The organism is Telluria antibiotica (assembly GCF_011682055.1).
In the GTDB taxonomy this organism is placed as follows: domain Bacteria; phylum Pseudomonadota; class Gammaproteobacteria; order Burkholderiales; family Burkholderiaceae_D; genus Telluria; species Telluria antibiotica.
Map to the genome: position 1 here is coordinate 77,456 of NZ_JAAQOM010000025.1, position 13,253 is coordinate 90,708.

At 66.1% G+C, this 13,253-nt stretch carries 9 protein-coding genes; 1 reads left to right on the forward strand and 8 read right to left on the reverse strand.

From position 1 onward, the window contains the following. Positions 1-5: 5 nt before the first annotated feature. The 5 genes from HAV22_RS28970 to HAV22_RS28990 form a co-directional block, all read right to left on the reverse strand. Complete coding sequence (locus HAV22_RS28970) at positions 6-1,403, reverse strand: glycoside hydrolase family 47 protein (RefSeq protein WP_208296418.1); 1,398 nt, start codon at positions 1,401-1,403, stop codon at positions 6-8. An 85-nt stretch (positions 1,404-1,488) separates the two neighbouring features. Further along, positions 1,489-4,107 carry a beta-mannosidase gene (locus tag HAV22_RS28975; RefSeq protein WP_166864698.1) on the reverse strand — a complete coding sequence of 873 codons (2,619 nt, stop codon included), beginning with the start codon at positions 4,105-4,107 and terminating at the stop codon, positions 1,489-1,491. Beyond that, entirely contained in the window at positions 4,104-5,618 is a 1,515-nt protein-coding gene (locus tag HAV22_RS28980; RefSeq protein ID WP_166864700.1) for a tryptophan halogenase family protein, read from the reverse strand. The genes HAV22_RS28975 and HAV22_RS28980 overlap by 4 nt, the downstream gene beginning before the upstream one ends. A gap of 68 nt (positions 5,619-5,686) precedes the next feature. Further along, the gene (locus tag HAV22_RS28985; protein ID WP_166864703.1) at positions 5,687-8,791 is read right to left on the reverse strand and encodes a TonB-dependent receptor; all 3,105 of its coding nucleotides are present in this window, start codon (positions 8,789-8,791) and stop codon (positions 5,687-5,689) included. Positions 8,792-9,073: 282 nt separating this feature from the next. Continuing rightward, positions 9,074-9,283 carry a DUF4287 domain-containing protein gene (locus HAV22_RS28990; RefSeq protein ID WP_166864706.1) on the reverse strand — a complete coding sequence of 70 codons (210 nt, stop codon included), beginning with the start codon at positions 9,281-9,283 and terminating at the stop codon, positions 9,074-9,076. 194 nt (positions 9,284-9,477) lie between these two features. Here HAV22_RS28990 and HAV22_RS28995 point away from each other — a divergent pair, with 194 nt between their 5' ends. Continuing rightward, positions 9,478-11,223 (forward strand): ClcB-like voltage-gated chloride channel protein, encoded by a 1,746-nt coding sequence (locus tag HAV22_RS28995; protein WP_166864709.1) that lies wholly within the window; start codon positions 9,478-9,480, stop codon positions 11,221-11,223. 149 nt (positions 11,224-11,372) lie between these two features. Here HAV22_RS28995 and HAV22_RS29000 read toward each other — a convergent pair whose 3' ends face one another. The 3 genes from HAV22_RS29000 to HAV22_RS29010 all read right to left on the reverse strand — a co-directional run bounded on the left by HAV22_RS29000 (position 11,373) and on the right by HAV22_RS29010 (position 12,893). After that, positions 11,373-12,053 (reverse strand): methyl-accepting chemotaxis protein, encoded by a 681-nt coding sequence (locus HAV22_RS29000; protein WP_166864711.1) that lies wholly within the window; start codon positions 12,051-12,053, stop codon positions 11,373-11,375. 163 nt (positions 12,054-12,216) lie between these two features. Continuing rightward, the gene (locus HAV22_RS29005) at positions 12,217-12,525 is read right to left on the reverse strand and encodes a putative quinol monooxygenase (RefSeq protein WP_208296419.1); all 309 of its coding nucleotides are present in this window, start codon (positions 12,523-12,525) and stop codon (positions 12,217-12,219) included. Continuing rightward, a complete protein-coding gene (locus tag HAV22_RS29010) occupies positions 12,522-12,893 on the reverse strand; it encodes a winged helix-turn-helix transcriptional regulator (RefSeq protein ID WP_166864714.1) in 372 nt (123 codons plus the stop codon). Before HAV22_RS29010 ends, HAV22_RS29005 begins: the two co-directional genes overlap by 4 nt. Positions 12,894-13,253 lie beyond the last annotated feature (360 nt).

Here is a 13,253-nt window from a genome sequence, read left to right on the forward strand (position 1 = left end):
CCCTTTCAATGCGCGGCCGGCAGGCGCAGCGGATGCGCCTCCGTGTTGAACGTGACGGCATCGAAGTCCAGCGCCTCCTTCGGCGCGAACAGCAGGTAGAAATACTTGAAGGTCTCGGCGAAGACGAAACTCTCCATCGAATCTTCCTGGACCTTGGTGCGCACGTCCTTCAGCGCCGCGTAGCCGGCGTCCGTGCGGCAGTAGCGTACGAACGCCTCGAAGAATTCGCGACCCATGGCGCGGTAGCGCGCGTCGCCCGTGTAGTGGTTCAGGTAGTACGCCGATTCGATGATCTCCGGCCGCAGCGCATAGCCCGGCGACGTGATTTTCATGCGCGCATAATCGAGCGCTTCCGGCTCGACGCCGGCGACGCGCCACATCCGCAGGCCGGATTCCTGCAGCGCCGTTGCGCGCGGCACGTCGCCGCCGAGCGCCAGCAGCGCGGGCATGAACGCGTCCAGCGCGCCGTATTGCGTGGCGGTGCGGCGGCCCGTGTTCATGTCGGCGTGGCCGTACCACAGGGCGCCGTCGCGCTTGTCGGCCAGCGACTTGTTCACGCCCGCGATGCTGTGGTCCCACATCGCCTTGCATTCGGCGTCGCCGAACAGGCGGTAGCACTTGTACAGGTACTCGTAATAGGAGTCGATGCCGCCGCCGATGTGGGCGTCCGTGTTGACCCACTTGCCCGTCTCCACGTCGATCGCCGAGCCCACGAGGCCATCCTTCGATGCGCGTTGGTACGTTTCCACGAGTGCGCGTTTGGCCTTGTCGAAGTAGACGGGCTTGCCGGTCAGCTTGCTCAACATGCCGAATTCGAGGACCAGCGTCCCCGTCTCCGCCGGGTTGCTCACCTTGCCGCTCACCTTCCCCGTCCGCAGGTTGACGTGCGTGTACGGCAGGCCGGTCGGCGACTCGAACACGGGCAGCAGGCGCCGGCCCAGGTCGTCCGCCTTCGCCAGCAGGCGGTCGTCGCCCGTCAACTGGTAAGCGGAAATCAGGCCGCCCAGCAGGCGGATGGTGATCTCGAAGTTTTGCACTTCCATGTCCTGGTCGAACGAGAGCTGCGTCGCGATCAGCTCGCGCGCCTCGTCCGCTTCCGTCTTCAGGCCCATGATGACGAGCGTGTCCAGCGCATCGACGGGCGTCATCAACAGGGAATGCGCATACCAGTCGCGCGGCTTCTTGCTCAAGGGGCTCAGCGCGTCGTGGCCCCAGGCATACTGTTTATACCCTTGCCAGGCATGGCGCATCTCGTCCTTCACGCGCTGCGCGAGCGCGGCGGACTCGGTGGTGCTGACGGGGCGCAGCGCCGGCGTCGCCGCTTGCGACATCGCGGGCAGCAGCGCGAACAGGGTGATGCACAGGCCGCGCTGGGCCGCCTTGAATGGGGAAAAACGGGTCACGATATGTCTCCTTGAAATCTTGTCTTCATCACTTTTATAGCAACCGCCTGCAGCGTCAATCGACATCCACGAAACACTGCGGTTTTTAGCGCGATTTAGTAAACGCCAGCGCGTCCGCCAGCGAACGCACGCGCAACGACGCGCGCAGCGCCGCGAGGCCGGCCGCCGACGCCGCGTTCACCGTCACGCGTTCGCCCGGCAGCAGCGTGAGCGCGTTGTCGGACAGCTCGGCGTCGCCCGCGTCGATCCACACGGCACGCGCGAACCGGGTCGCTTGCAGGTCGAGCGCATAGCCCGCGCGGGCACGGCGCACGTCCACGTGCAGGCCGGGGTCGGGCCAGTGCATCTCCTTCGCAGGCTTGAAGTACACGACGCCGCGCGATGCCGGCTCGTCATCGGCGCGCAAGTCCCACACGGCGACGGTGGATGCGGGATCGGCGTCGCCGAGCAAATCCGCATCGGCGTAGTGGGCCGCCCTCGCCGCCGCCAGCGGCGCGAGGTCGACCGGCTTGCGCTCGTCGCGCAACACGGTACCGTCGAGTGTCAGCACGCGCAAGCGCAGCTCCCCGTGCACGGCGTGCGTGCGATCGTTGAGCAGGGTGACGGTGGTCTTGCCATCGGCGCCCCTCAGCGCGGCCACGGCGACCGGCGCATAGAAACGGCGCGCGTGAAAATGCAGCGCCTTCCAGCGCCCGAACCAGTCGATGCTCGACCACGACGCGCCCGGCCACACATCGTTGAGCTGCCAGTACAGGGAGCCCATCGTGTACGGCCGGCTGGCGCGGTGGTGCAGGGCCGCCAGCTCGATGCCTTCGGCCTGCGCGGCCTGGCTCAGGTAGACGAACCGGTCGAAGTCCGCCGCCGCACCGAATTCGTAGTCGACGTACTTCATCAGGCGCTCGTTGCCTTTGCCGGCCATGAACTTCTGGTGCGCCTCGATCACGGGCGTGGCGATGCCCTGCTCGTCACGCCTGGCGAAGGCGTCGATCGTGCGCTGCACCGGCCAGGCCTGCAGCCCGTATTCGGACATGAAGCGCGGCGTGATCTCCAGGTACTTCGCTGGCGGGTAAGCCGGGTTGCCCCACACTTCCCAGTAGTGCATGTCGCCGCTGGCCGGGGTGTTGGCGACGTCGGCCAGGTCGTCGCCGGGCGAGCTGGCCCAGTAGGCGATGCCGCCACCCTCGTCCGCGACCACCTTGCGCAGGTCCGTGCCGAACAACTGCACATAGCCTTTCCATACCTTGTCGGCGAAGACGGGATCGGCGTCCTTCAGCGTCTCGCCATGCCCCCAGTACTTCCACGCGATCTCTTCCTCGTTATTGCCGCACCAGAGCGCGAGGCTCGGATGGTTGCGCAGCCGCCGTACGTTGTCGCGTGCTTCAAGGATCACGTTCGCGCGGAACGTGTCGTCGTAGGCCGGAGGCATGCCGCCGCCGAACATGAAGTCCTGCCAGACGAGCAGGCCCAGTTCGTCGGCGAGGTCGAAGAAGTCGCCGCTCTCGTAATAACCACCGCCCCAGCTGCGCAGGAAATTCATGTTGGCGTCGCGCGCCGATTGCAGCACGCGCCGCAACTGCGTCTTCGTCACACGCGGCTGGAACATGTCGAACGGGATCGTGTTCGCGCCCTTCGCGAACACGGGGATGCCGTTGACGACGAAGTAGAAGCTGCGCCCCTTGTCGTCCGGGTCGCGGCGCAATACGATGCTGCGCAGGCCCGTGCGCGCGCTCGCGCGGGCGTCACCCACCGCCAGCTCGTAGCGGTACAGCGGCTGCGCGCCGTAGCCGTTCGGGAACCAGCGCTGCGGGCGGTCGACGTGCACGGGCAGTTCGATGCGGTTGGCACCGGCCCGCAGGTCGACGCGCCGCGTCGCCGCCAACGTGCGCTTGCCGCCGGGCGTCGTCTGCCACAGGCGCACGTCGACGGCGCCGGCGCGCGCGGCGTCGGCGGATGCGACGGCGGCAATGTCGGCGCGCGCCGCATCGACGTGGTCCTGGCGCAGCTGCAGGTTATCGATGCGGACCGTGTCCCAGCTTTGCAGCACGACGGGTTTCACGATGCCCGCCGTGACGTAGCGCGGTCCCCAGTCCCAGCCATAGTGGTAGCCGGGCTTGCGCACGAAGTTGGCCGTCATCGCGTCCGCCGGTTCATCGCCATACGGAGATGGATAATTGCCGGCCAGCTTGTGCGGCATCGCCTGCACGTGCGGCAGCAGTGTCGCGATCGGCGAATGCAGCACGATGCGCAGCGCGTTGCCATGCGCGCGCAGCTTGCCCTGCACCGGAACGCGCCACGTGCGGAAGGCGTTGTCCGCATCGAGCACCTTGGCACCGTTCAGCCAGACCTCCGCGATGGTGTCGAGGCCGTCGAATACGAGGTCGCTGCGCGCGGCCGTCAGTGCGGCGCGCGGAACGTCGAACGTCGTGCAGTATTCCCAGTCGGCGAGGCCGATCCATTGCTGGCCCGCTTCCGCCGCGCCCACGTAAGGATCGGGGACGGCCTTGTTCGCGAGCAGGTCCGTGTGCACCGTGCCGGGCACCGTCGCCGCGTGCCAGGATGCCGCTTCCGGGTGCGCGGCCCGTTGCGCGTTGCCCGGCGCCAGGCGGAACGTCCAGCCCCGGTCGATGACGACGTCGCCTGCGAACGTCGACGCTGCCGCGGTAGCAAGCACGACGCCGATTAGCCATCGTGGCAGTCCGCTCATGACGCCTTCCAGTACCGGTCGATCCACTCCTCGTGCGTGGGCATCGTGCCGACGGCCTGCGCCAGCACGGCGCGCACGCCCTCGACGTGGTCGACCAGCTTCCCTTCGGGCATCTCGTCGACGATGGGGTGATAGCCGCGCGGGATGATGCGCTGGCCCAGCATCACCTGCACCCAGCTGGGCAGCGCGAAGAAATCCTCGCCGTTGCGGAAGTAGCGCCCGTCCGTGCGGAACAGGTCCATCGCGTCGCGCAACGTGTCCGGGACGGCCATCGTGCGGCAGTGGTTCCAGAATGGCGTGTCGTCGCGCTGCGTGGCGTGGTAGTGCAGGATGAGGAAATCGCGGACACGCTCGTATTCGAAGACGGATTCGCTGTTGTAGCGTTCCGCCAGCAGCGGGTTCGGATCGCGCGTGGGGAAGAGGCTCAGCAAGCGCGTGATGCCCGACTGGGCAAGATAGATGCTCGTCGATTCGAGCGGTTCGAGGAAGCCGCTGGCGAGGCCCAGCGCGACGACGTTCTTGTTCCAGAATTTCCTGCGCATGCCCGTCGTGAAGCGCAGCTGGCGCGGTTCGGCCAGCGCCTCGCCGTCCAGGTTTGCCAGCAAGGTGGCGGCGGCTTCGTCGTCGCTGATGTGCCGGCTCGAATACACGTGGCCGTTGCCGACGCGTTGCTGCAGCGGGATGCGCCACTGCCAGCCCGCGGCGTGCGCCGTGGCGCGCGTGTACGGCATGAGCGGCGCGGTACTCGCACTGGGCACGGCCAGCGCGCGGTCGCACGGCAGCCAATGCGACCAGTCCACGTAGCCGGTCTTTAGCGTCTGTTCGATCAGCAGGCCGCGGAAGCCGGAGCAGTCGATGAACAGTTCTCCGCCGATGGATTCACCGCTTTCCAATGTCACCGATTCGATGTAGCCGTCAGCGGCGCGCTGGTTCACCTGGACGATCTTGCCTTCGATGCGGCGCACGCCGCGGCGCTCCGCCAGCTCGCGCAGGTAGCGTGCGTACAGGCCGGCGTCGAAGTGGTAAGCATAGCCGATGTCGGCCAGCGGCGACTGCGGGGACGCATTGCGGTCGCCGGGCGCGAACCGGCCGCGCGGCGCCATCACGGTCTGCGGAGAGTAGTCCCCGATCGGTCCCGCGCGCCCGGCCAGGTGCAGCTTCAGCCAGAACTGGTGGAACGGCAGCGGCCCGATCGAACGGCCGATGGCGCCGAAGCCGTGGAAATAACTGTCGCCGATGCGCGCCCAGTCGTTGAACTGGATGCCCAGCTTCGCCGTGGCCTGCGTGCGCTTGACGAAGTCCGCTTCATCGATGCCCAACCACTGGCCGTTGAACTGCTTCATGTGCGGGACGCTGGCCTCGCCCACGCCGACGATGCCGATTTCCTCGGATTCGACGAGGCGGATCGTCGCGCCCTGGCCGAGATAGGTGGCGAGTGCCGCCGCGGCCATCCAGCCCGCGCTGCCGCCACCGACGATGGTGATGCTGCTGATCCGATTAGGCGTACTCATGAAGGTCTCCACAAAAGAAGACGCCTCCCCGGCCCGGATGGGGCGCGGGGAGGCAGGTTGCTGCGGGCTTAGAACTTGTAGTTCAGGCCCACGTACGCGATGCGGCCGGCGTAACCGTTCGAGTAGAACCGGTCGTGCGTGTCGTTGCCCAGGTGCGAACGCGACTCCTGGCGGGTCAGGTTCAGCACGGACGCCGTCAGGCTCAGCTCCTTGGTGAGGTTGTACGCGACGTTCACGTCGACCTGGCTGTACGGATCCTCGTACACGTTCAAGCCGTTCTCGAGGCCATCGACCACTTCGCCGCGGCGGTTGTACGACACGCGCGCGAGCAGCTTGTCCGTTTCGTAGAACAGGGTGACGTTGGCCTGGTTCTTCGCGCTGCCGACGAGCGGCGACGTGCCGATGTTGGTGCCGTCTTCCAGCGTGATGGCCGCCTCGTTCGTCTTGTTGTACGTGTAGTTGACCTGGAAGCCGAAGCCCGAGGCGAACGTGTGCTGCGCGTACAGTTCGACGCCTTTCGACACGCCGTCACGGCCACCGGCGCTCGTCGAGTAGTTCTGCACCGTGACGTTCTGGCCGCCGACGGACATGTTCACGCTCTGCACGACGGGCACCGCGAAGTTGCTGACGTTCTTGCGGAAGAAGTCGACGCCGAGCACGGAACCGCGATGGAAGTACCACTCCAGGCCCAGGTCGTACTGGGTCGCCTTGTACGGCTCGAGGTTCTTGTTGCTGCCGCTGCCGAACCAGCCCACCCGGTCGCCGCCACCGATCAGGCGGCGGTCGTTGACGTATTCCTGGCTGTAGTACTGCAGGCCGCCCGGCGATGCGATGTCCGAGTAGCTCGGACGCGAGATCGCCTTCGATGCCGCGGCGCGCAGCAGCAGCGTATCGGTCAGGTCGTACGCGAGGTTCAGGCTCGGCAGCACGTCGTTGTACGTGCGGTCGAGGGCACTGACGACGAACGACTGCGTGTGCGCCGTGCTGTCCGGCAGCGTCGTGAAGCCGCTGACGCAGCCCGAGCCCGCAGGTGCGCCGGTGGCCGGTGCGCCGCCCGCCTGGCACGGTGCCGGGCTGCCGTTCGGGCCATTGAAGAAGTAGTCGCTGTAGTTGTCGACGCGGTCCGTCGAATCGGCATGCTGCTTCGTGCGCACGAAGCGGAGGCCGACGTTGCCGCGCAAGCGGTCCGTCTTGATGTTGGCCTGCACGTAGGCCGACGAGATCTTCTCGCTGACGTTGTACACGAAGTTGTCTTCGTTCCGCGTCTGCATCTGGCCGTACGTCTGGTTCAGGTACGAGATGTAGGCCGGGTAGTTAATCGCCGGGAAAGCGCTGGCCTTGATGCCGCCGGCGATGTTCGGCAGCGACTGGCCGTACAGGTACGACGCCTGGAACTTGTTCGCGGTCGGATCGCAGCCGGCCTGGTAGCGCTTGTCGTAGTTGGTGGGGTCCGCGCCCTGGCATACCCAGTAGTTGTTGCCTGTGTTGCGGTGGATGCCGCCGTCGCGGTACTTCGCGCCGAACTGCAGCGAGTCGATCCAGTTCATGTCCGTGTGCCACGTGAAGTCGCCCTGCGCGTACTTCTGCTGGTTGCTGTTGCGCGTCCAGGACGACGACGTCGAACCGAGGTCGATCTCGCCGATGCCCTTCATCAGGTTGTCCATCAGCTGCGGCGAGAACGTCATCGTCGGCGTGCCGGCGAGGCTCCACGCGCTGGCGTAGTTACCGAGCGTCCAGCTGCCGTCCGCATTCTGCATGCGCGGCTTGATCGGCATGGAAAACTGCAGCGACGGACCGCCGCCGGCCCACGTGCGGCCCGCCTTGAAGCTGGCGTCCAGCGACTGGCCGTGCCAATCCGCTTCGAGGTCGAACGTCTGCGACAGCGCCTTCTCGCGATTGAAGCTGCCCGTGATCTGCGGGGTCGGGATCGTGCAATCGTCCGGACCGAAGCCGCCGGTGTTCGTCACGCCGCCGGCTTTCGCGGCGTCGCCGCTGCAGTAATACGTCTTGCCCGGGTGGGCGCTGTACTGTGCGCCGGTGACGATCGTGTGGCTCGGGTCGAACGTGAGGCCGTCGAGCATGCGTCCGCCCGGCCAGTTGCCGTCGCCGGAGTAGCGCGCCAGGTTCCACTCGGGGATCTTCAGCGTGTTCGTCTGCGAGTTCTGCGACAGGTCGAAGCGGAAGTAGTTGGCGACGAGGTTCAGGTTGCGCACCGGCTTGAACTGCAGCGTGAGCTGGCCGCCCTTGCGCTCGCGCTCCTCGGTCTTGACGTTGAAGTTGACCGACGTCGGCATCATGAAGTTCGTGTAGTAGTGGCCGGCCTGGTCGTAGAAGCCGGACTGGCCCCACCAGTAGCTGTCCATCTTGGACGGCTTGCCGTTGACGTCCGTCGCCGGGTGCGCGTCGTAGTCGTCGCCGTACCACTGCCAGTTTTCCGTGCTCGTGCCCATGGTGCGCGTCGTGCGTTTCTGCTGGGTGTAGCCCACCAGGACGCCGAAGCGGTTCGATGCATCGTGCCACGCGTACTGGCCGGAGAACTGGCCGTCCGTCTTCTTGGTCGTGTCGGCCCAGGTACCCTCGGCATTGACGAAGCCGGAGCCCGACTTCACGTCCAGCGGGCGGCGCGTGTGCAGGATGACGGTGCCGCCGATGCCGCCTTCGTCGATGCGCGCTTCCGGCGTCTTGAACAGCTCCGCGCTGGACAGCATGTTCGACGGCATCAGCGTGTAGTTGAACGAACGGGTCGGGTCGCCATTCGATTCGGCCGTCGCGATGTAGTTGCCGTTCAGTTCCGTCAGGGTCAGCTCGGACGAGAGGCCGCGCACGCTGACGTTCTTGCCCTCGCCGCCGCTGCGGTCGATGATCACGCCCGGCACGCGCTGCAGCGCGTCGGCCACGTTCTTGTCGGGGAACTTGCCGATGTCCTCGGCCGTGATCACTTCGACGATCGAGTTCGCCTCGCGCTTCTGGTCGAGGCTTTTTTCGATCGAGTAGCGGTAGCCGGTGACGACCACTTGCTCCGGCGCGGCCGCGCCGGCGGATTTGTCGGCTTGCGGCGCGGCGTCCTGCGCATGCGCGTGCGCGACCGTCAGCAATGCGGTGGCCACCGCGATGGCGATGGGTGTCGCGCGGCAGGTGCGCTGCCGTGCGGCGAGAGGGGTTCTTAACGTCATGTAGGTCTCCTGGTTGTGTCCTGCCAAGGGCTTGTTGTGGTGGTGGTGGCAGGTCTCTCATCACGTGTGGAACGTTCGGGTGCCCATCGGCATCGCCTCGTGACGATTTACTAAACGAGGAGATGCCGCCTGGATCCGACGGGCACTGCGTTCCACCCAGGAAAATTTATACAAAGGAAGCGAGGCTACTTCAACAAGCTTTCAAAAATCACACGTTGTTTAGTCGGTTTACTAAACTAGCGCGGCGGAATTGCGACATGAAATCGCTTTCATTCGGTTGCGCTATTTCCTGGCAAGGAAGGCGGCGACCAGCGCGTTGGCATGGCCGTGGCCGAGCTGGTGCCCGGTCTTGAGGTGGTCGACCAGCTCCATGTGCTTGCGCGGGCCCGCCTGCTCCATCACCTGCATCCAGCGGGCGATTGGCTTGCCGTATTTTTTCTCGATGGAGGGGAAGTACGAGGCGGGGCCCTTGACCGGTTCTTGCGTTGCCATGTCGGTTCCCTTCAGTCGTTGATGGGTGGTGCTGCACATGCCAACGACGAATGGAGGCCGCGCGTTTCGACATCATGCGCGCAAAAAAACCGGCATCGATGCATTGCGCCGACGTGCGGCGCAGAGCCGGAGGCCATGCCGGCCGCATGCTATAGTGACCGGCCTGGACGCCGCGCCAGGCCGCACATCACACCATGAACACGTCTCCACCCGACCGCCTGCGCACGCGGCTCTCGCAACTGCTGCGCGCCAACGCCATCCTGCTGTGGGCGGCGCTGGTCGGCTTCGTGGGCGCGCTGGCGACACTCGTCTTCCGCGACGGCCTCACGCTGCTGCAGGCGCTGATATTCGGCCGCAGCGGCTCGTTCGTCGAGATCGCGACCTCGCTGTCGTGGCAGGCACGCCTCCTGACGCCGTGCGCCGGCGGCCTGTGCGCCGGCTGCGTGCTCGTGCTGGCGCGCCGCCACGCGGCCAACGCGCGGGCCGACTACATGGAAGTGGTGGCCGTCGGCGACGGCAAGGTGCCGGTGCAGCTCACGCTCGTCAACAGCGTGTCGTCGCTGCTGTCGATCGCGTCCGGCGGCTCGATCGGCCGCGAAGGCTCGATGATCCAGCTGGCGGCGATGACCGCGTCCATCGTCGGCCGCATCGCCCGCTTCAACACGGTGCGCCTGCGCCTGCTCGTGGCCTGCGGCGCGGCGGCCGGCATCGCGGCCGCCTACAACGCGCCGATCGCGAGCGCGTTCTTCGTCACCGAGATCATCCTCGGCGCCATCACGATGAACAGCCTGGGCCCGATCATGGTGGCGGCCGTCGTCGCCAACATCACGATGCGCCGGCTGCCCGGCTACCACCCCACGTACGAGATGCCGGCCTTCGCGCCGATCGCCAACCTGGAAGTCGTGTGGTTCGTCGCCCTCGGCGTGCTCGCGGGCCTGATCGCGCCGGCCTTCCTGTACGCGCTGCAGCGTACGCGCCGCCTGTTCGCGGGGAGCCGACTGCCGCTGCCGCTGCGGCTCGCGCTCGGGGGCCTGGGCGTGGGTGCGATCTCGATCTGGGTGCCGCAGGTCTGGGGCAACGGCTACAGCGTCGTGAACGCGCTGCTGCACCAGTCATGGCTGTGGCAGGCCGTGCTCGTGGTCCTCGTCTGCAAGATCGCGGCCACGCTGCTCACGAGCGGCTCCGGCGCCATCGGCGGCATCTTCACGCCCACGCTGTTCGTCGGCGCCGCGGTGGGCCACTTGTTCGCGCTCGTGCCGCAGGCCTTGTCGCCCGAAACGGCCGCGGCGCCGGCGGCCTTCGTCGCCGTCGGCATGGGCGCCGTGCTGGCCGCCGCGACGAGCGCGCCGCTGATGGCCATCCTGATGATCTTCGAAATGACCCTCAGTTACTCATTGATGCTGCCGCTGATGCTCGCATGCGTCGTCGCGTTCGGCGTCGCGCGCGCTGTGAACGGGCCGTCGATGTACGAGATCACCGCACGCCGCGCGGCCGACGAGCAGGAACGCGAGCGCCTGCGCGCGATCCGCATGCAGGAACTGATCCGCCCGGCCGACACCTTCCTGCCGCAGTACGCGCCCGTCGCGCAAGCCGCCGCGCTGTTCCGCGAACATCCGGTGAAATACGTGTACCTCGTCGACGCCACCATGCGCTATCGCGGCGCGGTGGCCCTGCACGACGTCGCCGCGCTGTACCAGCAGGACGAGGCCGCGTCCCGCACCTGCGCCGACATCGCACGCGCCGACGCGCTGCCCGTCGTCACGGCCGACATGGGGCTGGACGAGGCGCTGCGCCAGTTCATGCGCCATTTCGGCGAGCGGCTGCCCGCCGTGCGCAGCATCGATGACCCCGAGTTGCTCGGGGCCGTGCACAAGACGGACGTGCTGGATGCGTACGTGCGCTTGAACCGCGTGCCGCTGAGTGGGCAGGTGGAGGCGTGACGCTGCCCGGGGACGGGTGCTGCCACCGCTCGGGTTGGGAGCTTGTTCACGTTTTTTACTTGTTCACGTAGCGTGAACAAAGCTCGAAGCGTGAACATCCTGCCGTAGCAGCATTCGGCGGACGCCTGTCAACCCTCGACTGGCCGGCATCAGTACGTCAACGCCCCCGCCAACGCCGTCTGCACCAGCTCGTCGATCTCGCCGGTGACGTTCGTCATCGTGCTCGCCACGACGGCAAACTCCTTGCCCACGGGCCCTGCGCGCGCGGCGACGACCTGCGCATTGAAGGCGACCATGCGTGCCTGCCGTGCAATGGTCTTGATGTCGCCCATCAGATCCTGCATCTGCCTGCGCTGCAGCTGGGCATGGCGCTTGGACTGTTCTTCGTACACGAGCGTCAGGGCGTTGAGCACGCTGAGCAGCGGCGTCGCGGTGCGGACGAGTTCGTCGAGCAACGCGGGCGCGCGGGGCGACAGCCCGGCGATGGCGTCCAGCGTGTTCTCGGCCAGGGCGATGAAGTCGCGCACGACCTTGTCTCCCTGCAGGTTACCGAAGTAAGCGTCGTGCAATTGCGGGCAGAAGATGCCCGGCAAGCCCTGCTTGCCCTGCACGAGCGTGATGTGCGCATCCCTGAACGACGCCAGCGTGTCGCGCGCGGTCTTGTCGGCGCCTTCGTGGCCGAGCGATGCCAGCACGGAATACAGTACGACCCGCTGGGACGTGAAGCGCCGCCGGCCGGACAGGTTGATCAGCGCGCCGAACACGTCGCCGGACAGCTTGGGTTCGGACGGGGCGGTTGCTTTGACGGGTAGTACTTCTGCGTACGACATGCTGGGCTCCGATCGGTGTGACCGCCGACGGCGGCTGACACTGCATCCAATGCAGATTCTGTGCCAGCCCAGTCCATGGTTGCCATCCCCGCGCGCACTAACTTGAGTCACCCCGTTGCGGGATCGTGCACCCAAGCCGTGAACCCAGCCCAAATAGGGGCAATCAGCCCCGCGACAGCACCGCCGTCCGTTCGTAATGCCGCATCTCCTCGAGGTTGCCGACATACGGCCTGACGCTCGCGAAGAACGTGCGGAATTCGGGGCTCTTGCGGAACCCCTCCATATGGCCTTCGATGGAATCCCATTCGATCCGCAGGATGAACGACGTCGGCTCTTCCGTGCAGCGGCTCAGCTCGAAGCCCAGGCAGTGGCTGGATGTGTGCAACGCGTCGGCCGCCGTCGCGTAAGCGGACACGAACTGGTCGGCCTGCTCGGCCGGAATCTTGTAGCGGACATACTCGATCACCATCATGTGCTCCGATCCTGGTCAGGCAAACATAAATCGATTCCGTTGCGCCGGGCATGGTCGATGCCCCATTCGTGCAGCGACTGCAGAACGGTAAGCAACGTGCGCGACGCTTCCGTCAGACTGTACTCGACGCCTTTCGGCACTTCGTCATCCAGCGCTTCGCGGCGAACGAGGCCGCCCGCTTCCAGCTCCCGCAACTGGGCGGTGAGCACCTTGCGCGATGCCCGTGGAATCAACCGCACCACTTCGGTAAAACGCAGCGGCCCGTTCTTCAGGTAGTAGATGATCGTCGGCTTCCACTTCCCGCTGATGCAGTCCACGGCAACCTCGATGCTGCAGAAATAATCCTGGGTCGTGCGGCGGGTGCTCATCGTGTGTTCAAGAGTAACGGGGTCGTCTTGACCGTGCAATAAGGCACGAATTTGTAACCCATCGGCGTGGGCAACGAAAAAGCCCGCTGTTCTTGCGAAAAGCGGGCTTTCATCAGTGGACAACGGATTCCGGATTAGAACGGTAGTGAGCGGTCATTTTGTAATGATACGAGGGGGCGGAGCCCAAAGTTGTCAACATTGGGGGCAGCATATGGGCCTGGACCTCTACAACTGGACCTGTCAGAAATTCTGTGTGCGGGGCCAGAATTCGTAGTTAGGTAATCGCGTTGGTGAAGCGCTCGCCGAACATGATGGCGAACTGGTTGGCGGCCAGCTTCCACGTACGCTGCGGCATCTTCC

Excerpts from the sequence above, each read along its gene's own strand:
- HAV22_RS28975 (WP_166864698.1), bottom strand. The coding sequence starts at position 4,107 with ATGAGCGGACTGCCACGATGGCTAATCGGCGTCGTGCTTGCTACCGCG.
- HAV22_RS28980 (WP_166864700.1), bottom strand. The coding sequence starts at position 5,618 with ATGAGTACGCCTAATCGGATCAGCAGCATCACCATCGTCGGTGGCGGC.
- HAV22_RS28985 (WP_166864703.1), bottom strand. The coding sequence starts at position 8,791 with ATGACGTTAAGAACCCCTCTCGCCGCACGGCAGCGCACCTGCCGCGCG.
- HAV22_RS28990 (WP_166864706.1), bottom strand. The coding sequence starts at position 9,283 with ATGGCAACGCAAGAACCGGTCAAGGGCCCCGCCTCGTACTTCCCCTCC.
- HAV22_RS28995 (WP_166864709.1), top strand. The coding sequence starts at position 9,478 with ATGAACACGTCTCCACCCGACCGCCTGCGCACGCGGCTCTCGCAACTG.
- HAV22_RS29000 (WP_166864711.1), bottom strand. The coding sequence starts at position 12,053 with ATGTCGTACGCAGAAGTACTACCCGTCAAAGCAACCGCCCCGTCCGAA.
- HAV22_RS29005 (WP_208296419.1), bottom strand. The coding sequence starts at position 12,525 with ATGATGGTGATCGAGTATGTCCGCTACAAGATTCCGGCCGAGCAGGCC.
- HAV22_RS29010 (WP_166864714.1), bottom strand. The coding sequence starts at position 12,893 with ATGAGCACCCGCCGCACGACCCAGGATTATTTCTGCAGCATCGAGGTT.